General features: G+C 72.0%; 21 protein-coding genes. 15 read left to right on the forward strand and 6 right to left on the reverse strand.

Annotated features, from left to right (window positions below):
- The 5 genes from A6A25_RS03010 (at position 1) to A6A25_RS03030 (ending at position 5447) form a co-directional block, all read left to right on the forward strand.
- A complete protein-coding gene (locus tag A6A25_RS03010) occupies positions 1 to 303 on the forward strand; it encodes a DUF1416 domain-containing protein (protein ID WP_073886114.1) in 303 nt (100 codons plus the stop codon).
- 201 nt (positions 304 to 504) lie between these two features.
- Complete coding sequence (locus A6A25_RS03015) at positions 505 to 1140, forward strand: FABP family protein (RefSeq protein ID WP_073886115.1); 636 nt, start codon at positions 505 to 507, stop codon at positions 1138 to 1140.
- A 73-nt stretch (positions 1141 to 1213) separates the two neighbouring features.
- Positions 1214 to 1819: a 5-oxoprolinase subunit PxpB gene (gene pxpB / locus A6A25_RS03020; protein WP_073886116.1), complete on the forward strand. Its 606-nt coding sequence runs from the start codon at positions 1214 to 1216 to the stop codon at positions 1817 to 1819.
- 86 nt (positions 1820 to 1905) lie between these two features.
- Positions 1906 to 2748, forward strand: coding sequence for a biotin-dependent carboxyltransferase family protein (locus tag A6A25_RS03025; RefSeq protein ID WP_073886117.1), 843 nt, complete (start codon positions 1906 to 1908; stop codon positions 2746 to 2748).
- 137 nt (positions 2749 to 2885) lie between these two features.
- Complete coding sequence (locus A6A25_RS03030; RefSeq protein WP_073886118.1) at positions 2886 to 5447, forward strand: glycosyl hydrolase family 18 protein; 2562 nt, start codon at positions 2886 to 2888, stop codon at positions 5445 to 5447.
- 110 nt (positions 5448 to 5557) lie between these two features.
- On the opposite strand, the gene A6A25_RS03035 is transcribed toward A6A25_RS03030, so the two are convergent.
- Entirely contained in the window at positions 5558 to 6457 is a 900-nt protein-coding gene (locus A6A25_RS03035) for an aminodeoxychorismate lyase (protein WP_073886119.1), read from the reverse strand.
- Positions 6458 to 6491: 34 nt separating this feature from the next.
- On the opposite strand from A6A25_RS03035, the gene A6A25_RS03040 reads away from it, so the two are divergent.
- The 5 genes from A6A25_RS03040 to A6A25_RS03060 all read left to right on the forward strand — a co-directional run bounded on the left by A6A25_RS03040 (position 6492) and on the right by A6A25_RS03060 (position 10181).
- Entirely contained in the window at positions 6492 to 6935 is a 444-nt protein-coding gene (locus A6A25_RS03040; RefSeq protein WP_073886120.1) for a Fur family transcriptional regulator, read from the forward strand.
- Positions 6932 to 8023: a CAF17-like 4Fe-4S cluster assembly/insertion protein YgfZ gene (gene ygfZ, locus A6A25_RS03045; protein WP_073886121.1), complete on the forward strand. Its 1092-nt coding sequence runs from the start codon at positions 6932 to 6934 to the stop codon at positions 8021 to 8023. The genes A6A25_RS03040 and ygfZ overlap by 4 nt, the downstream gene beginning before the upstream one ends.
- 114 nt (positions 8024 to 8137) lie before the next feature.
- Positions 8138 to 8986 (forward strand): 3-keto-5-aminohexanoate cleavage protein, encoded by an 849-nt coding sequence (locus A6A25_RS03050; RefSeq protein WP_073886122.1) that lies wholly within the window; start codon positions 8138 to 8140, stop codon positions 8984 to 8986.
- Positions 8987 to 9046: 60 nt separating this feature from the next.
- Positions 9047 to 9628, forward strand: coding sequence for an RsiG family protein (locus A6A25_RS03055; protein ID WP_073886123.1), 582 nt, complete (start codon positions 9047 to 9049; stop codon positions 9626 to 9628).
- Between the two features lie 46 nt (positions 9629 to 9674).
- Positions 9675 to 10181, forward strand: coding sequence for an MFS transporter (locus A6A25_RS03060; RefSeq protein WP_241828467.1), 507 nt, complete (start codon positions 9675 to 9677; stop codon positions 10179 to 10181).
- Between the two features lie 6 nt (positions 10182 to 10187).
- On the opposite strand, the gene A6A25_RS03065 is transcribed toward A6A25_RS03060, so the two are convergent.
- Entirely contained in the window at positions 10188 to 11069 is an 882-nt protein-coding gene (locus A6A25_RS03065; RefSeq protein WP_073886124.1) for a hypothetical protein, read from the reverse strand.
- 162 nt (positions 11070 to 11231) lie between these two features.
- On the opposite strand from A6A25_RS03065, the gene A6A25_RS03070 reads away from it, so the two are divergent.
- Positions 11232 to 11417, forward strand: coding sequence for a DUF3073 domain-containing protein (locus A6A25_RS03070; RefSeq protein ID WP_073886125.1), 186 nt, complete (start codon positions 11232 to 11234; stop codon positions 11415 to 11417).
- A 72-nt stretch (positions 11418 to 11489) separates the two neighbouring features.
- Here the strand turns inward: A6A25_RS03070 and A6A25_RS03075 are convergent, their stop codons facing one another.
- A complete protein-coding gene (locus tag A6A25_RS03075) occupies positions 11490 to 12554 on the reverse strand; it encodes an NADH:flavin oxidoreductase/NADH oxidase (RefSeq protein WP_073886126.1) in 1065 nt (354 codons plus the stop codon).
- A 356-nt stretch (positions 12555 to 12910) separates the two neighbouring features.
- On the opposite strand from A6A25_RS03075, the gene A6A25_RS03080 reads away from it, so the two are divergent.
- From A6A25_RS03080 to A6A25_RS43825, 4 genes are all read left to right on the forward strand, one after another.
- On the forward strand, positions 12911 to 13597 hold the full coding sequence (locus A6A25_RS03080; protein ID WP_241828468.1) for a Crp/Fnr family transcriptional regulator: 687 nt from the start codon (positions 12911 to 12913) through the stop codon (positions 13595 to 13597).
- A 108-nt stretch (positions 13598 to 13705) separates the two neighbouring features.
- Positions 13706 to 14533, forward strand: coding sequence for a hypothetical protein (locus A6A25_RS03085; protein ID WP_073886127.1), 828 nt, complete (start codon positions 13706 to 13708; stop codon positions 14531 to 14533).
- A gap of 1 nt (position 14534) precedes the next feature.
- Positions 14535 to 14894 (forward strand): hypothetical protein, encoded by a 360-nt coding sequence (locus tag A6A25_RS03090; protein ID WP_073886128.1) that lies wholly within the window; start codon positions 14535 to 14537, stop codon positions 14892 to 14894.
- 123 nt (positions 14895 to 15017) lie between these two features.
- Positions 15018 to 15170 carry a hypothetical protein gene (locus A6A25_RS43825; RefSeq protein ID WP_158073677.1) on the forward strand — a complete coding sequence of 51 codons (153 nt, stop codon included), beginning with the start codon at positions 15018 to 15020 and terminating at the stop codon, positions 15168 to 15170.
- On the opposite strand, the gene iolD is transcribed toward A6A25_RS43825, so the two are convergent.
- From iolD to A6A25_RS03105, 3 genes are read right to left on the reverse strand one after another with little or no spacing between them, the layout of a single operon-like run.
- Entirely contained in the window at positions 15161 to 17008 is a 1848-nt protein-coding gene (gene iolD, locus A6A25_RS03095; RefSeq protein WP_073886129.1) for a 3D-(3,5/4)-trihydroxycyclohexane-1,2-dione acylhydrolase (decyclizing), read from the reverse strand. The genes A6A25_RS43825 and iolD overlap by 10 nt on opposite strands.
- Positions 17005 to 17886: a 5-deoxy-glucuronate isomerase gene (gene iolB / locus A6A25_RS03100; RefSeq protein WP_073886130.1), complete on the reverse strand. Its 882-nt coding sequence runs from the start codon at positions 17884 to 17886 to the stop codon at positions 17005 to 17007. Before iolB ends, iolD begins: the two co-directional genes overlap by 4 nt.
- Positions 17883 to 18836 (reverse strand): Cgl0159 family (beta/alpha)8-fold protein, encoded by a 954-nt coding sequence (locus A6A25_RS03105; RefSeq protein WP_241828469.1) that lies wholly within the window; start codon positions 18834 to 18836, stop codon positions 17883 to 17885. Before A6A25_RS03105 ends, iolB begins: the two co-directional genes overlap by 4 nt.
- Positions 18837 to 19083: the final 247 nt, after the last annotated feature.

Genomic DNA, 19083 nt, shown 5'->3' on the forward strand with positions numbered 1-19083 from the left:
ATGAGCTTGGACGGTTGCGGCGCGCCCCAGCAGGGCGTGGACATCCAGGTCGGCGCGAACGAGGTCGTGCTGACCGGCAAGGTCAAGTCGGACGGCGCCCCGGTCGGCGGTGCGTTCGTGCGCCTGCTGGACGCTTCGGGCGAGTTCACCGCCGAGGTCGTGTCCTCGGCCGACGGCGACTTCCGGTTCTACGCCGCGCCCGGTGCGTGGACGATCCGCGCGCTGCACCGGTCGGGCAACGGGCAGGCGTCGGTCAACGCGGACGGGCCGGGCGTGCACCCGGTCGAGGTCGCGGTGGCCTGAGACGCGGGAGCGCACGGGCTGCCCCCGGCGCTACCCCTTCGCCGACCCCGGTGGCGTTCGCCACCGGGGTCGGCGGCTTTCCGGGTCGGGTGCCTAAACTGGGCGGGTGGAACACTTCTTCACAGGATTGCTGGTCCTCGTGTCCCTGCTGATCGTGTGGTTCGCCGGGTACGTGGTGTACCGCCTGTTCTCCGACCAGCGGTGAGCGGCGACGAGCCCGTTCCGGGCAGTGGTGACGCGGCCGTCCAGGCCGCCGCTTCGCGCGCCGCGGTGACCGGCGGGCGCAACCTGCCGCAGTTCGACGACCTGCCGATCCCGGCGGACACGGCGAACCTGCGCTCCGGCCCCTCGCTGCACGACGCGTGCCTCGCGCTGCTGCCGCTGGTCGGCGTGTGGCGCGGCGAGGGCGAGGTCGTGTACCCGACGATCGACGGCCCGTTCCGCTACGGGCAGCAGATCACGTTCGCGCACGACGGCCGGCCGTTCCTGTACTACGAGGCACGGGCGTGGCTGCTGGACGAGAACGGCGGCGTGATCCGGCAGGCGGCGCGCGAGACGGGCTTCTGGCGACCGCAGCCGGACGACACGATCGAGGTGCTGCTCACGCACAACACCGGGATCGTGGAGCTGTACTACGGCAAGCCGCGCAACCAGACGTCGTGGGAGATCTCCACCGACGCCGTGGTCCGCACCGCGACCGCCAAGGACGTCACCGCGGCGCAGCGCCTGTACGGCATCGTCAACAACGGCGACCTGGCGTACGTCGAGGAGCGGGCCATGGTGGGTCAGCCCCTCCAGCCCCACACCTCGGCCCACCTGAAGCGCATCGTCGGCTGAGTTTTGCCTGCTGTCGGCGGTGCCGTATCGATCACAGTTGGATTGTTCAACAATCCTCATCTAATCTGTACCCATGCGGCTGCGGCGTTGCGGCGACGATGCGGTGCTCGTCGAGGTGGACTCGCTCGGCGAGGTGGAGGCCGTGCGCGCCGCCGTCGCCGCGGCGGAACTGCCAGGCCTGGTCGAACTCGTCCCGGCGGCCCGCACCGTGCTGGTCGCCGCCGGGCCCGACACGGCGCGTGCGGTCAGCCGACTCCTGGCCGCCGCGGACCTGACCCACCAGCCGGAGGCCGTCGGTGACGAGGTGGTCATCGGCGTCCGCTACGACGGCCCCGACCTCGACCTGGTGGCCGAGACGGCGGGCCTGACCACCGCCGAGGTGGTCGAGCTGCACACCGGCGCCGACTACCGGGTCGCGTTCTGCGGTTTCGCACCGGGCTTCGCCTACCTGACCGGCCTGCCCGAACCGCTGCGCCAGCCACGCCTGGACTCGCCGCGGACCAAGGTTCCGGCCGGCTCGGTGGGCGTGGCGGGCGAGTTCACCGCCGCCTACCCCCGCGCCACTCCCGGCGGCTGGCGGCTGATCGGCCGCACCGACGCGCCGCTGTTCGACCCGCGCCGCGCCACCCCGGCCCTGCTCACCCCGGGCGACCGCGTCCGCTTCGAGGCCGTCCGATGAACCCGAGTCTCCGCGAGAGTCCAACACCCGCAACGCGAGAGGTTAACGCCCAGCACACCCGAGTTGAACGCTCGCGCACCCTGACCGTGCTGCGCACCGGCCCGCTGGCGCTCGTCCAGGACCTCGGCCGGCCGGGTCACGCGCACTTGGGCGTGCCGCCCTCCGGTGCGCTGGACACGCGCTCGTTCACGCTCGCCAACCGGCTGGTCGGCAACCCCGAGGACGCGGCCGGGCTCGAAGTGCTCCTCGGCGGCCTGTCGCTGCGCACCAACGCCTCGTGCACGGTCGCCGTCACCGGCCCATCGACGCCCGCGCTGGTCAACGGCGTCCTGCGCGACTCGCCGCTGCACCTGGCCCCTGGCGACACCCTCGCCCTCGGCACACCCCGGAACGGCCTCCGGTGCTACGTGGCGGTGTCCGGCGGCATCACGGTCCCGACCGACCTCGGCAGCCGGTCCACCGACCTGCTCTCCGGCCTCGGCCCCGCACCGCTGCGCCCCGACGACGAACTGCCCCTCGGCGACCCGACCGGCGTGCCGGTGGGCGTGGACGTGCTGGTCGGCGTGCACGTGCCGGACGAGCTGGTCGTGCCCGTCCTCCTCGGTCCCCGCGACGACTGGTTCGACAACCCGGCGCGCCAACTCCGGGCAGGCCGTTGGACGGTGTCGGACCGCAGCAACCGCGTCGGCCTCCGCCTCTCCGGCACCGCGCTGGACCGGACCGCGTGCCGGGTCGGGCAGGAGCTGCCGAGCGAAGGCCTGGTCACCGGCGCGGTGCAGGTACCGGCCGACGGGCGCCCAGTCGTCTTCCTCGCCGACCACCCGACGACCGGCGGCTACCCGGTGATCGGCGTGGTCGCCGCCCACGCGCTCCCGCTGCTCGGCCAGGCCAGGCCCGGCACCCGGCTCCGGTTCGACCCGCACGGCTGAACGGACGCAATTGGTCTAGACCCATTGTCAACGCCCGCCGCACGACCTACGTTCGGAGGCGTTCGGCAAGTAGCGACGAAGGCACCACCAGGCCGCCGTGGTTCTCGACAACTCACTGTCTCGAGAGGCACACCCTGATGCGCCGACCAGCCATCGCGCTCGTGGCCTTCCTGCTGGCCACCGCAGCGCTGACCGCACCCGCCGCCGCCGCGACCGGTCTGACCGCCACGTTCAGCAGAACCGGCACCACGGGCAAGTTCGTGGTCGCCAACCCGACCACCGCCGCCATCTCCGGCTGGTCGATCAAGTTCGACCTGCCGCCCGGCGTCACCATCAGCGGCGCGCAGCACGCCACCACGACGCAGACCGGCACGCGGGTGACCCTGACGCCCGCGTTCTACATCGGCACCATCCAGGCTGGCCGCGACACCGCGCCCTACAGCCCGACGTTCACCCTCAGCCAGGCCGTCGACCCGACGACCTGCACGGTCAACGGCGCGAACTGCGACGGCAGTGGCCCACCGCCACCACCGCCCGCGCCGACCACGGCCGACTTCAGCCTCTCCGGCTCGACCGGCAAGTTCGTGGTCAACAACAACACCGACGCGGTGCTCTCCGACTGGTCGATCACGTTCACCCTGCCCGCCGGCGTCACGGCGAGCGGTGCGCAGCACGCCACGATCAGCCAGACCGGCACCGCCGTCACGCTCAACCCGGTGCACTACAACCGCAGCGTGGGCGCACGGCGCTCCACCGAGCCGTACAGCCCGACGTTCACGCTCAGCCGAGCCGCCGAACCGGTGACCTGCCGGGTCAACAACGCCAACTGCGACGGCACCCCGGACACGCCACCGACCCCGCCGGCCGACCTGCACTCGCCGGTGAAGACGACCAAGACCGTCTCGCTGGCGTGGACCGCCTCCACCCCCGGCTCGCTGCCGATCGCCGGTTACGAGGTCTACAACGGCACGACCCTGGCCACCACGGTCACGTCCACCAGCGCCACCGTCGCGGGGCTCACCCCGAACACCGCCTACAGCTTCACGGTGAAGGCCAAGGACACCAAGGGCACGTTGTCCACGGCCTCCAACGCGCTCACCGTGACCACCAACAACCCCGCCGACGACACCCAGCCGCCGACCACGCCCGCGAACCTGCGCGGCACCGCCAAGGACGCCGGCAGCGTCACGCTGAGCTGGGACGCGTCCACCGACAACCGGGGCGTGGCCAACTACGACGTCTACCAGGGCAACACCGTGAAGGCGACGGTGACCGGCACGACCGCGAAGGTCGACGGCCTGTCACCGTCCACGCCCTACACCTTCACCGTCCGCGCCCGGGACCTGTACGACAACGTGTCCGCCGCGAGCAACGCCGTCACGGTGTCCACTTCGGACATCGTCGACGGGTACGCGCGGGTCGGGTACTTCGTGCAGTGGGGCATCTACGGCCGCCAGTACTTCGTGAAGAACCTGGACACCAGCGGCACGGCGGCCAAGCTGACGCACCTGAACTACGCGTTCGGCAACATCGACCCGGTCAACCTCACCTGCCTGCACGGCGTCACCAAGGGCACCTCGCCGGACCCGCAGGACCCGAACCAGGGTGACGGAGCGGGTGACGCGGAAGCCGACTACAGCAGGCCGTTCAGCGCGGCGCAGTCCGTGGACGGCGTCGGCGACACCGGCTGGGAGCCGTTGCGCGGCAACTACAACCAGCTGCGCAAGCTCAAGGCCAAGCACCCGCACCTGAAGGTCCTGATCTCGCTGGGCGGGTGGACGTACTCGAAGTACTTCTCCGACGTCGCGGCCACGGACGCGGCGCGCAAGAAGTTCGTCAAGTCGTGCCTGGACATCTACATCAAGGGCAACCTGCCCGTCTACAACGCGGCGGGCGGACCCGGCACGGCGGCGGGCATCTTCGACGGCATCGACCTCGACTGGGAGTGGCCGGGCGCGGAGGGCCACGCGGGCAACCACATCGGGCCGAACGACAAGCAGAACAACACGCTGCTGATCGAGGAGTTCCGCCGGCAGCTCGACGAGCTGGGCGCGCAGGCGGGCCGCCGCTACGAGCTGACCGCGTTCACCCCGGCCGACCCGGCGAAGATCGAGGCCGGGTGGGACCTGCCGCAGGTGGCGAAGTCCCTGGACATCTTCAACGTGCAGGGCTACGACTTCCACGGCGCGGGCAGCGACAACTCGTGGGAGCCCAACCGCACCGGCCACCAGGGCAACCTGTACGCCGACTCCGACGACCCGTACCCGTTCCACTTCAGCGTGGAGAACGCGGTGAACGCCTACACCTCGGTCGGCGTGCACCCGCGCAAGATCACCATCGGGCTGGCCTTCTACGGCCGCGGCTGGCAGGGCGTCCAGGCGGGGGCGAAGAACGGCGAGTGGCAGTCGGCGACCGGGGCGGCACCCGGCCAGTTCGCCGAGGAGGCGGGCACGCGCGGGTACTCGAACCTGCTGGCGAGCGTGCCGGGCTGCACGGTGCACCACGACGAGGCCGCCGTGGCGACGTCCTGCTTCACCGGCAACGGCGGGCAGTGGTGGACGTTCGACGACGTGTGGGCGATCCAGAAGAAGACCGCGTGGCTCAAGCAGCGCGGCCTGCTCGGCGCGATGATCTGGGAGATGTCGGGTGACACCGCCAACGGCACCCTGATCAACGCGGTGGACGCCGGCCTGAAGTAGTAGGGGTGGCCCTGGGCGCGGAGGAGGCGCCCGGGGCAGACCTCCGCGAGGTCACGTCGGTCGTTCGCGTCCTCATTTCCCGGCGATCACGCTTTTCGATCGTCGGGAAATCAGGGCGCGAGCGGCCGACTTTCGGGCGACCTCGCCGCCGTCTGCGGAGCAGCGGCCATGTACACAGACTCGTAGAGGCCGGCCAGCTCCGCGTGCAGCTCCGCGGCGTCCGGCAGGGTCTTGCCGTCCAACGTGTGCACGCGGGTGATCTTGCGGACGCTCGACACCAGGAGCACGCCGTCCGCCGAGTACAGCTCGTCCACCGCGATCGGCCGCACCTCGACCGCCCAGCCCTCCCGCTCGGCGGCCCGGAACAGCGCGGCCTGCGTGGTGCCGGGCAGGATGCCCAGTTCGGCGGGCGGCGTGGTCAGGGTCCGGCCGCGGACCATGATCAGGGTGGAGGTGGGGCCCTCCAGCACCGAGCCGGACGACGTGGTGAACACGACCTCGGCCGCGCCGCGCCGTTCCGCCTCGCGGATCGCGGCCATGTTGACCGCGTACGACAGCGACTTGGCACCGAGCAGCAGCCACGGCGCGCGCTCCATCAGGCCCGGCTCGATCCCCCGGTCCAGGGTGACCGCGGCGATGCCCTCGGCGCGCTGCGCCATCACCTTCGGCGCGATGTCCATGCCCAGCGCGAAGCCGGTCGGCGTGCCGTCGCCGCCCTCGACGCCGCGCGTGTGGACGAGCTTGAGCGCGATCTCCGCGCCGCCCGTCCAGTTGTCCAGCACGAGGTCGACGGCACGCTCGAACGCGGCCCGGTCCGGTTCGGGCAGGTCGAGCATGGCCGCCGAACGGGCCAGCCGGTCCAGGTGCGGACCGAGCTCCCGGGGCTTGCCGTCGACGACGAGGATGGTCTCGAAGACACCGTCGCCGCGCATCAGGCCGAAGTCGTCGACCCGGATCAGCGGGGCGTCGGGGTCGGCCAGGGTTCCGTCCAGCAGTGCCAGCACGCGCATACCGTGAGACTACTCACGGCCTACCATCGGATTCGTGGACACCGCCAGCGCTCCGAAAGCCCTGCGCAAGACGCTGCACGAACGCGGCCTGCGGATGACACCCCAGCGCCAGCTCGTGCTGGACGCCGTGCGCGAACTGGGGCACGCCACGCCCGAGCAGATCTGCCAGCGCGTGCAGGTCACGGCTCCCACGGTCAACATCACCACGGTCTACCGCACGCTGGACCTGCTGGACCGGCTCGGCCTGGTCCGGCACACCCACCTCGGGCACGGCGCGCCCACCTACTCGGTCCACGCCCACGAGCACGTGCACCTGGTCTGCCACCGGTGCGGGCGGGTGGACGAGGTGCCGTGCGAGCTGCTCTCCCCGCTCGGGGGAACACTGCGGGACGAGTACGGGTTCGAACTTGATGCGAGCCACCTCGCGCTGTCCGGCACGTGCCGCGAGTGCTTGAGCGCACCGAAGGAGTCCGAGTGAATTCACCGCTGTTGACCGCCCCCGGTGCCGTCGCCCCGTTCGAGGGTGCCCCCGACCAGGGCGTGCCGTGGCACTTCGGCGACCCGTTCGCCGAACAGCGCTCGGCGGCGCGGTCGGTCGCGGTGTTCGACCGGTCGAACCGGGCCGTGCTGGCGGTGCCCGGTGACGACCGGTTGACCTGGCTGCACTCGCTGACCAGCCAGCACTTCACCGCGCTCGGCGAGGGTGAGGGCACCGAGGCGCTGATCCTGGACGTGCAGGGCCGGGTCGAGCACCACGCGGTGGTGGCGAACGTCGGCGGCGTGGTCTACCTCGACACGGAGGCGTCGCGGGCGGCCGAGCTGCTGGCGTACCTGACCAAGATGGTCTTCTGGTCGAAGGTCGAGCCGCGCGACGCCACGGCGGAGCTGGCCGTGCTGACCGTCGTCGGCCCGGAGGTCCCGGGCCTGTTCGCCAAGCTGGACCTACCGCTGCCCGACGGTCCGCACGGCGTGGTCGCGCTGGAGGGCGGCTTCGCCCGCCGGATGACGTGGCCGGGCCAGGACGCGGTCGACCTGCTCGTCCCGCGCGGCGAGATCGCGGGCTGGTGGGCCAGGCTCACCGACGCGGGCGCCCGCCCGGCGGGCAGCTGGGCGTTCGAGGCGTTGCGGGTGGAGTCGCTGCACCCGAGGCTGGGCGTGGACACCGACGAGAAGACCATCCCGCACGAGGTGAACTGGATCGGCGGGGCCGTGCACCTCGACAAGGGCTGCTACCGGGGCCAGGAGACGGTCTCGAAGGTGCACAACGTCGGCCGCCCGCCACGCCGGATGCTGCTGCTTCACCTGGACGGGTCACGCGAGGTGCAGCCGGAGACCGGCGACCCGGTGCTGGTGGAGGACCGCGTGGTCGGCCGGGTCGGCAGCGTGGCGCTGCACCACGAGCTGGGCACGATCGTGCTCGCGCTGGTCAAGCGGTCGATCTCACCGGAGACGGAGCTGCTGGTCGGCGCGGAGGACCGCCGCGTCCAGGCGAGCGTCGACCCGGACTCCGTGCCGCCGGACACCCCCGGCCTGGGCCGTGAGGCGGCGCGCAACCTCGGCCGCTGACCGCGTGCCGATCATCCGGACCGGAAAACCGGCCACGCCGCCTGCCTGCGGTTCCGCGCCGCACGGGCACCGCTGAGGAGTCGACCCGAACGGGTTCTGTGCCAGGATCACGACATGTCCCGACCCGGATCCCACGGCACGCTGCTCACCGTCGCCCCCACCGGGGCCGAGCACGCGAAGGCCGACGTCCCCCAGCTGCCGGTCACCTTGGCGGAACTGGTCAGCACCGCGCAGGCGTGCGAGCAGGTCGGCGCCGCGATGGTGCACGTGCACATCCGCGGTGCGGACACCAAGCCGACGTTGGACCTCGGGCTGCTCAAGGAGACGGTCGCCGCCCTGCGCGAGCACACGGACCTGATCGTGCAGCTGTCCACGGGCGGCGCGGTGACCGACCCGGAGGCCGACCGGCTCAGGGTGCTCGACGCCCTGCCCGACTCGGCGTCCTGCACCATGGGCACGGTGAACTTCGGCGACGACGTGTTCCTGAACCGCTGGGAGTTCGTCGTCGCGCTGCACAAGGGGATGCAGGAGCGGGGCATCGTCCCGGAGTACGAGATCTTCGACATCGGCCAGCTGGCGTCGCTGCGGCGGCTGCTGGACCAGCACGGGCTGCCCGCGGGCGGCAAGGTGCACGTCGACCTGGTGATGGGCGTGCCGGGAGGCATGCCGGGTGACGCGGAGACGCTGGTGGCGGCGTTGCGGCTGCTGCCGGAGGGCGCGTCGTTCTCGGCGACGGGCATCGGGCGGACCACGCTGCCGGTGATGCTGACGGCGTTGGCCGCCGGCGGTCACCTGCGGGTCGGCATGGAAGACACCATTTCGTACGCCAAGGGCCAGCCGGTCCGGGACAACGCGCAACTGGTCGCCCGGGCGGCGGGTCTGGCGAAGATCGCCCAGCGACCGCCGCTGTCGCCCGCGCAGGCGCGTGCTCTGCTGGGCGTGCGTAGTCCGGTACAGGTTTGAGACAACTTTGGAAGCAGGTTTGTGTTGGCGGGTGGACACGAACTACCTCAGGATGAGTACGTGATCGAGGTGCGTCCCGGCGGACGCCGCCGTATCGACCGGGTGCTCGCCCCCGACTACACCGAGGGGGTCGAGCGGCTCCCGCTCGCCGAGGTGCGCGCGTTGCGCGACGAAGCCATGCAGGAGGAGACCGACCTGTCGTACCTGCGGCGACTGCTGCACGCGCGGATCGACATCGTGCGCGCCGAGCAGGAACGGCGGACGTCCGGCGGTTCGGCGGTGGTCGACCAGCTGGCGACGATCCTCGCGTCGAACGCCGTCGGTCCCGCGACCGGCCTCGGGCGGTACCAGACGCAGGAGCCGTCCCGGGCGGAGGCGCACCGGCGGCACGTCGAGGCCCTGGTCTCGGACGTCGACCTGTCGGACGTGAGCGCGCTCACGGACGACAAGCTGGACCTGGCGCTGCGGGTGTTCGTCGGCGAGGAGGCCTCGGTCTCGGCACGGCGCCGCGAGGTGCAGGCCGTGGTCGACCTGCTCAACGCCGAGATCGCCGGGCGGTACCAGAGCGGCAGCGCCTCGGTGGACGAGCTGCTGGCCGCCGAGCGGGGCTGGCCCGCGAACCCCGGGCGTACCAAAGAATAGGATCACGCTCCCGCTATTTGGACCAGCCGCCTAACGTGGCCGGTCGATGACACGACAACGGTCGGAGCCGCCCCGCTACCGGTGGGTGGTGCTCGCGGTCGGCGCGGTCGCTCAGGGCACCAACGCCGCGGTGTTCCTGGGCCTGCCGGCGATCACACCGCAGCTGCGCGCGCACTTCGGGCTGTCGTTGCCGCAGGTCGGGATGCTGCTCGGCGCGGTCAACCTGGGCACCATGCTGACCCTCGTGCTGTGGGGTGCGGCGGCCGACCGACGCGGTGAGCGGCTGGTCATGGCGGTCGGTGGGTTCGGCGCGGCCGGGTGCCTGGCGCCGGCGGCGTTCGACGGGCCGGTGGTGGCCGGACTGGCGCTGGTCGGCGTGGGCATGTTCGGGGCGAGCGTGAACGCGGCCAGCGGCCGGGCGGTGCTGCCCTGGTTCCCTGCGCAACGGCGCGGGCTCGCGATGGGCATCCGGCAGACCGCCACCCCGCTCGGCGCGGCCCTGGCCGCCGCGGTGCTGCCGGTGATCGCGCTGCGGGCCGGGGTGGCGCCGTGACCGGCGCTAACCGTGCCGTTCGCGGCGCGCGAGCTCGCCCCAGAACTCCCGTAGCCGCTCGTACCGGAGGGCGACCTCCTCGGCGTCACCGGCCTCCAAGGCGTCGATGATCGCGTTCACGTCCGTCGCCGAGCTGTCCTCCAGCAGGTCCTGGTCGTCGATGAGCTGCACCAGGCCGCCGTAGTCCAGCTCGACGGCCGAGTCCGGCGCGAAGTGGTCGAGCCAGCGCCCGGTGTCCGCGAGCACCTTCGCCGGACCGGCCTCGCCCAGCGAGCCGGCCACCACCCGGTGCGCCCGGGCCACCCGCGCGCGGGCGTCCGCCATGGACACGCGCCACGACACCTGGCGCTCCGGGTCGTCCCTGGGCGCCGGCACGATCCGCCGCGCCTCCGGCTCGACCAGTGCGAACCAGGGCAGCGGCACGGTCCAGGTGGTCGAGATGACGTGCACCGCGCCCGCGGTCAGCTCGGCCATCACCGCCGACGCCCGCGACCGGATCGTCTCCGGCTCGACCGCCACGGCCTCCTCCCTCAGCGGGCCGGTGGCCGTGGCCAGGAAGCCGACCAGCGCGGCGGCCGACCTGGCGCGCAGGTCGAGGGGGCAGACCAGGGGGCCCGGGCCCACCTCGCCCGGCACCTCGGCGGGGCTGATGGTCATCACGTCGAACGGCGCGTCGGGTGAGACGCTGCCGTCCGACCGCTCACCGGGCAGGAGGCGGCGCGGCCGGGCCAGCTGTGATCGCAACCACAGCTCCCGTTCGCGCGCGCCGACGTCCGCCCGGCTCAACGCCCCGTCTTCCAGGGCTTTCCGCACCTGATCCGCCAACGGTGCGTCAAGAGCCGACAGCGGTTCGTACACCCTGAGGTAGGCGACGAACGGTCGAGGCACCCGCGCATCCTCCCACGGTGAGATTTGGCGGTACGTGTCACGCCTACCGCGTCGCGGGGAACCCCTTCGACACGGTACGGTAGTTACCAGGAACTAGTTGTCGAGACGAGTGGGGCCGCCGTTCCCCCGGCCGCCCCCGTCCCTGTGCGAGGGGGTCGAGCCATGGGGCGCGGCCGAGCGAAGGCCAAGCAGACCAAGGTGGCGCGGGAGCTCAAATACAGCTCTCACAACATCGACGTCGACGCCTTGCAACGCGAGCTGTCCGGCGGCGAGTCCGCTGCTGGTCGCCGGAGCGAAGAACGCTTCGACGACCCGTCGGACGACGATTACGACGACTACCGTCGCTGACACACACAACACCCGCTGCTGAGGTTGGGCTGCCGGTTCTCCAGACCGGCAGCCCAACCTTTGCGGCGGGCCCTACAACGCCCTGGCGTACTGCTTCGGCGGGTTGACCTGCACACCCAACTGCTGTGCCGCGTGCAGCGGCCAGTACGGGTCGCGCAGGAACTCCCGGCCGAGCAGCACCAGGTCGGCCGAGCCATCGGCGAGGACCTGCTCGGCCTGCCGGGCGTCGGTGATCATGCCGACGGCCCCGGTGGGCACGTCGGCCTTCCGCCGCACCGTCTCGGCGAACGGCACCTGGTAGCCGGGGCCGATCGGGATGTCCGCCGTCGGCGTGTTGCCGCCGGTGGACACGTCGATCACGTCGGCACCCAGGGCCGCGAGGTCGCGTGCCAGCACGACGCTGTCCTCCGCGGTCCAGCCGCCGTCGACCCAGTCGGTGGCGGAGATGCGCACGAACACCGGCACGTCCTCGCCCACGGCTTCCCGGACGGCGGCGGTGACCTCGCGCCCCAGCCGGGTGCGGTTCTCCAGGGAGCCGCCGTAGGCGTCGGTGCGGTGGTTGCTGAGCGGCGAGAGGAACTCGTGCAGGAGGTAGCCGTGGGCAGCGTGCACCTCGACCACCCGGAAGCCGGCCGCCAGCGCGCGCCGTGCCGCCGCGGCGAAGTCGGCGACCACCCGCGCGATGCCCTCGGCGTCCAGCTCGACCGGCGTCCGGTAGCTCTCGTGGAACGGCTCGGTGCCGGGTGCGACGGGCGTCCAGCCGCCGTCGGCGTCGGCGACCCCGCCGCGGCGCTCGGCGAACGGCGCGTAGGCCGAGGCCTTGCGGCCGGCGTGGGCGAGCTGCACGCCGGCGACGGAGCCGTGCGCGTGGATGAAGTCGACGACCGGTCGCCACGACGCGATGTGCGCGTCGTCCCACAAACCGGTGTCCTCGGGCGAGATGCGCCCGACCGCCTGCACCGCGGTCGCCTCGGTGAACACCAGGCCCGCGCCGCCGACCGCGCGCGAGCCGAGGTGCACGAGGTGCCACTCGTTCGGGTGGCCGTCCGTCGCCGAGTACTGGCACATGGGGCTGACCGCGATGCGGTTGGGCAGCGTGACGGTGCGGAGGGTCAGCGGGGTGAACAGCTGGCTCACGTGCGGCTCCTGGAGACGTTCCGGTACGACAACGGCCCTGTGGGGCGTCACCTCATCCAAGCCCGCCGGATCGACCCCTTGTTCCCCGGGGTGGCGCCCGTCCCACCTCGCGGGAGCTGCGCAATTCCATTCGATTCGGTATTGCGCGTGCATTCGCACGTGATCTTCATTGGGAGGTCGGCGGGCAAAACGCCGAACAAGAGGACACCAGTTACGCCCATTCGGGTGTACTGTCCGCAGCACGTTCGGGGAGACCATCACTTGCCACCACTTGCCGCCCGCACGCAGGTCGGCCCTTTGGATGTCCCGCCGGTCACGACAGTAACAGGATCCACATGCTGCCCATGCCGACCACGATGACGCAGGATCCAGGGTGGCCCAGCAACAGCCTCCTGGGTCGCCTCCGAGACAACACCCGACAAGAACTGCTGAACATCGGCACGGTCGTGCGGTACACGGCCGACCGCGAGGTCATCGAGCAGGACGCGAAGGACACTCACGTCCTGCTGCTGCTCGACGGCGTGGTCAAGGTGCAGACCACGGACGAGACGGGTGACACGGCGCTGCTCGCGATCAGGGTCGCGGGTGACCTCGTGGGCGAGATGGCGGCGCTGGACCAGAAGCCGCGCTCGGCCACCGTCGTCACGTGCGGCGACGTGGTCGCGAAGCTGATCACCAGCGGTGAGCTGATGAGCTTCCTGCACCGGCGCAACGACGTCTTCGTCGAATTGATCGGGATGATCAACGACCGGCTGCGCTGGGCGAACCAGCGTCGGCGGGATTTCCTGTCCCACCCGGCCGCCGAACGGGTGGCCCGGGTGCTGGCCGAATTGGTGCAGACCTACGGGCGCGAAGAGGCGCACGGGTGGACGTTGGGAATTCCGCTGACGAAGGTGGAACTCGCCTCGATCGCCGGGATGAAGCCCAGAACGGCCGAGAAGGCGTTCTCCGATCTGCGAAAAGCGGGGGTGGTGGTGAGTCACCTGAGGCGTGACGTGCTGGTGCCGGATCTGGCGGGGCTGCGCAAATTCGCGGGCTTCTGACCCGAGACCGCATTTCTGCGGTATTCCCGCCGATGCACTAGTCCACAGTGACTCTGTGCAGTGGTGTGCACGCAGTGCGTCAGCACCCTTCGTCGAAAGGCCTGGCCGATGAGCTTCCAGCGCAGCCTGCTGGTGTGTTGTGACCTGAAGAGCTACGGGTCGGCGGACGACCTGCTCCAGCGCGAGCTCCAAGAGCTGCTGGTGCGCACCCTGGACCGGGCGGGCGAGGCCGCCGGCCTGGACCGCTCGGCGTGGCGGCGGCAGGCCAAGGGCGACGAGGAGTGGGCCGTGCTGCCGGCCGCGACGCCGGAGGGCGACGTCGTGGACCGGTACGTGCGCGCGCTCGACGCCGAGCTGTCCAAGACCAACCGCTACCGGGTGCCGGAGGCCAGGCTGAGGCTGCGGATGGCGATCCACTTCGGCACCACGGTCGAGGGCGCCAACGGCTACCCCGGCCAGGACGCCGTGCTGGTCAGCAGGCTGCTCAACAGCGAGCCGCCGCACGTCGCGCTGGAGCAGTCACCCGGCTCCGACCTCGTCGTCGTGCTGTCCGACACGCTGTTCACCTCGCTGGTCGCGGCCCGGTACACCACGCTGCGGCCGGAGGACTTCCGGCCGGTGGACGTGCGGGTGAAGGACTTCCGCGGCCGGGGGTGGATGTGGCTGCCCAGCGGTGACGTGCACTCGCTGGACCTGGACGCCGCGCCGGCGGCCGGACCGGCGGACGCGGCCGAGGACCCGGTGTCCCCCGTCGTCACCGCGCCCTCGGTGAACCAGTACGCGGTCGCGAGCGGCGCGTCGACGGTGATCCAGGCGGGCCGCGACGCGCACGTGCCGACCCAGAAGGCCGACGTGATCCAGAACTTCGACCGCAACGACCAGCGGGGCTCGCACTTCGGCCCGGTCTACCGCAGGGACGACGACGAGAGGGCGTGAGGTGCGCGAGGAACCGCTGAGACTGCTCGCCGGCGCGGCGGCCGGCGCGCTGGCCACGGTGGCGGACACCGAGCAGTGGCCCGACCTGCGGACCAGGGTGGCCGCGGTCCTCGCGCCCGAGCGGGCCGACCTGGTCAGCGCCCGGATGGACGAGGCGCGCCGCAGGCTCGTCGCCGCGCCGCGGGCGCGGCTGGAGCTGGCGCGGGCCGAGTTCGCCACCGAGTGGCGCGGCTCGATCCACACCATGCTGTGGGAACGCCCCGAGGCCGCCGGCCCGCTGCGCGCCGTGCTGCACGACGTGAGCCCCGCCCTGCCGCGGGTGGTCGGCGACTTCGCCGCCGAGGCCACCGCCCGGCGGTGACGGACCGGTCCGACCACGACGTCGGCGCCGTCGTGGTGAACAACGACATCGGCGGCACCGTGACCGCCGTCGCTGGAGACGTTCCGCGCGGTCGGTGATCGCCTCGGCACGGCGAAGGTCCTGGTGAACCTCGGGATCGTGCACGAGCGCGTGCGGCTGGTCGAGCGGGCGCGCGAGTACTGGACCGAGGCGCGGGACGCGCTCCGCGGGTTCGGTGATCGGGAGTCCGCGAGCCACGTCGAGCGGTGGCTCGCGGGACTCGACCGTCACAGGTAGCGGAGTTGCTTCGCCTTCCCGGCGGCCACTTCGTCGTGCGCGGCGGTGATCTCCGGGCGGTGCGCCACTTCCGGCACGCCGACCTCCCACCACGCGCCCGCGTCGGTCCACGCGGACGGGTGAGTGCGGATCACGACCACGGCCGGGCGGTGCTCGGTCTTGGCCACCTCACGGGCTTTGCGGTAGGCGTCACGGAGGCCGTCCAAGTCGTCCACCGGGAACGTCGCACAGCCCATCGCGGCGGCGTGCGCGGCGAAATCGGTGCGCGGCGGTCGGGCGTGAGCCGAGCGGACGTCGTCGTAGAGGTTGTTGAACCCCGCGCCGCCCTGACCCGTCTGCAGCCGGTGGATCACGGCGTAGCCGTCGTTGTCGCACACCACGGCCACGAAACCGTGCCCGGCGAACGCCGCCGAGAACAGCTCCGAGTTGAGCATCAGGTACGAGCCGTCACCCAGCAGCGTGGTCACCACGCCGTCGGGCCGCGCGATCGCCGCGCCCCACGCGCCGGCCAGCTCGTAGCCCATGCAGGAGAAGCCGTACTCGACGTCCATGGTCGCCTCGCCGACCGCGCGCCAGCCACCGATCAACTCACCGGGCAGGCCGCCGGACGCCGTCATCACGTAGTCCTCCGGCGTGGACTCCTCGTTCACCACGCCCACGACCTGCGCGTACGTCGGCGTGCCGCCGGGCGCGCGCAGACCGTCGACGTAGGCGTCCCACTTGCCGCGCTCCTCGGCCGCGCGTGCCGCCCAGGTCCGGTCGGCCCGCCAGTCGCCGAGGGCGTCGGTCAGCTCGCGCAGGCCCTCGTCGGCGTCGACGACCACGGCCAGCGCGCCGTGCTTCACCGCGTCGAACCGGGCGGTGTTGAGCGAGACGATCCGGACGTCCGGCGCGAAGACCGTCCACGACGCGGTGGTGAAGTCCTGCAGGCGGGTGCCGACCGCGAGGACCACGTCGGCTTGAGCGGCGAGCGCGTTGGCCGAGGTGGAGCCCGTGATGCCGAGCGGTCCGGCGTGCAGCGGGTGGTCGTGCGGCACCTCGGTGCGGCCGGCGGTCGTCTCGGTGATGGGGATGGCGTGCTGCTCGGCGAAGCGGATCGCGCGGCCCGCGGCACGGGAGTAGCGGACGCCACCGCCGAGGACCAGCAGCGGCCTGCGTGCGGCGCGGAGAGTGGTGACGGCGTCGGCGAGGGACCGGGTGTCGGGGCGGGGGCGTTGCGGGCGGTGCACGACCGGGGTGAACAGGGCGTCCGGGAAGTCGAACGACTCGGCCTGCACGTCCTGCGGCAGGGCGAGCACGACCGGGCCGCAGTCGGCCGGGTCGGTGAGCACCCGGGCGGCCTGCGGGAGGGTGTTGAGCAGCTGCTCCGGGCGGGTGATGCGGTCGAAGTAGCGGCTGACCGCGCGGAAGGCGTCGTTGACGGTGGTCGTCGGGTCGCCGAAGTGCTCGACCTGCTGCAGCACCGGGTCGGGCGCGCGGCTGGTGAACGTGTCGCCGGGCAGGAGGAGCAGCGGCAGGCGGTTGGCGTGGGCGACGCCGGCGGCGGTGACCATGTTCAGCGCGCCCGGGCCGATGGAGGAGGTGGCGACGCCGACCTGGCGGCGGTGGGTGGCCTTCGCGATGCCGACCGCGGCCAGCGCCATGCCCTGCTCGTTGTGGCCGCGCCAGACCGGCAGTGCTTCCTTCGCCTCGTCGAGGGCGTTGCCGAGGGCGAGGACGTTGCCGTGGCCGAAGATCGCGAAGACGCCGGGGAACAGCGGGGCGTGGGTGCCGTCGGGCAGTTCGGTGCGTTGCGCTCGGAGCCAGCGGACCAGTGCTTGTGCGGTGGTGAGCCTCATTCGACCCGTCCTTCGGCGGTCGTGACGGGGCAGCGGGGGTCGAGGTCCTGGCTCGCCCAGGTGTCCCGGATCCAGGTGTGCGCGGGGTCGTCGCAGAACGCCATGGAGCGTTCCTCGTTCGGGCCGGCCAGGACGTTCAGGTAGTACATGGGGTAGCCGGGCGCGGCGACGCAGGGGCCGTGGTAGCCGCGCGGGATCAGGAAGACGTCGCCGTCGCGGACGGTCACGTCCTCGTCGATGTCGCCGTCGTCGGTGTAGGTGCGGTGGAAGCCGAACCCCTCACGCGATGGGGTGATCTTGTCGCGGCCGGCGATGCGGAAGTAGTAGATCTCCTCGTTGACGACGTCGCAGCTGTGGTCGTGCTTGTGCGGTGGGTAGGACGACCAGTTGCCGTCCGGGGTGATCAGCTCGCACGCGATCAGCTTGTCGGCGTGGTCCCAGGCGCCCGGGACGCCGAAGTTGGTGACCTGGCGGGTGGCGTTGCCGGCGCCCCTGACCTCGACCGGGACCTCTTCGGCCGGGCCGTACTTCGGTGCGAGCCTGCGGTCGCAGCGGGCCATCGGCAGCGCCACCTCGACTCCGTCCTTTGTGGAGAGACGGACTTCCGCGTCCCTCGGCACGTAGGCGAAGTCCGTGACGCGGGTGAAGACCGAATCGCGCCCCCGCAGCTCGAACCGCTCACCGTCGACCTCGACCACGCAGCCGCCGGACAGCGGGAGCACGAACGCCTCGTAGTCACCGGTCTCGAACGTGACCACCCCACCGGGGTGCAACAACAAGACCCGCAACCCAGCGTGATCCCAGCCGGCGACCTCGGGGGTGAGCTCGACGGCGTTCTCCCCGTCCGACAACGTGCCCAACGGCCGGTGCAGGCTCATCCCGGACTCCCCTTCCCCACATCTACCCCGGCCCGTACGCCACCGTTACCGGATCGGGTGACTTCACGCGCCATGCGCAACACCGTCGCCGCCGCATCGACCGCCGCGGCCACGTCACCGTCCGGCGGGTAGAGCAGGGCGCGCCCGATGACCAACCCCCGCACGTTCGGGTGACGCAACGACTGGCCCCACGAAGCCAGGTCATCACTCAACCGGGCGGACGGCACACCACCGAGGACGAGCGCGGGCATCGTCGTCGCACCAAGCACCTCATCGGGTGACGGCGGCAGCTTCAACCAGGTGAACGCCGACGTCGCCCCCAACCCGGCCGCGACACTCGCGGCCCGCGCCAACGCCGCGGCGTCCTTCTGCAGCACCAAAGCACCCCCCGCGTCCCGCGCGTAGGGCAGCGGCTCGACCATCGCCATCAGGCTGCGCTCGGCCAACGCCGACACCGCCGCCGCGCAGCTCTCCAGCGTCAGCACCGTGCCGGGATCGGAGTCGACCAGGCGCAGCAACATCTTCCCGCCGTCCAACCCGTTGCCCGCGATCGACGTGGGGTCGTACGCGGTGAACCGGTCGTCGATCTCCCAGTCCGCACCGGCCAGACCACCGCGGTTCATCGAGCCGATGACGACCTTGTCGTGCAGCCCGTGGAGCAGCAGCAGCTCCTCGATCACGTCCGGCGTGCCGAGCACCCCGTCCACCGCCGGGTTCGCCAGCGCCGTGAGCAGCCGGTCCAGCAGCGAGCGGCGGTCGGCCATGGCGAGCGGGTCGCCACCGACGCCGAGCGCACCGCGCGCCGGGTGGTCCGCCGCGACCAGGAACAGCGTGCCCTGCTCGGACAACAACTGCGTCCGCCGCCGACGTGCCTGGTAGGCGCGGCGGATGGCGGCCGGGTCGGTCGCCCTGGTGTCCAGCAACGCCGTCCACTGCTCGTCGCTGATCACCTCCCACCTCCGGCTGCCCGGGTTGCCAGAGCCACCTGGGTTGCCAGGCCCATCAAGGGCACCCGAACCGCTGGGGGTACCGGGGCCACCACGGGCACCGGAGCCGCCGGGAGTACCGGAGCCGCCGGGGGCGCCAGCGGGGCCAGGGGCGCCGGCGAGGGTGGCGGGTCGGCGGGCGATTGCGGGTCGGCGGAGTTCGGCAGGTCGGGCAGGTTGGGTGAGCGCGGGCGGCTGGTTGGGGGCGGTG

This window comes from Saccharothrix sp. CB00851 (assembly GCF_001905065.1).
GTDB lineage: Bacteria > Actinomycetota > Actinomycetes > Mycobacteriales > Pseudonocardiaceae > Actinosynnema.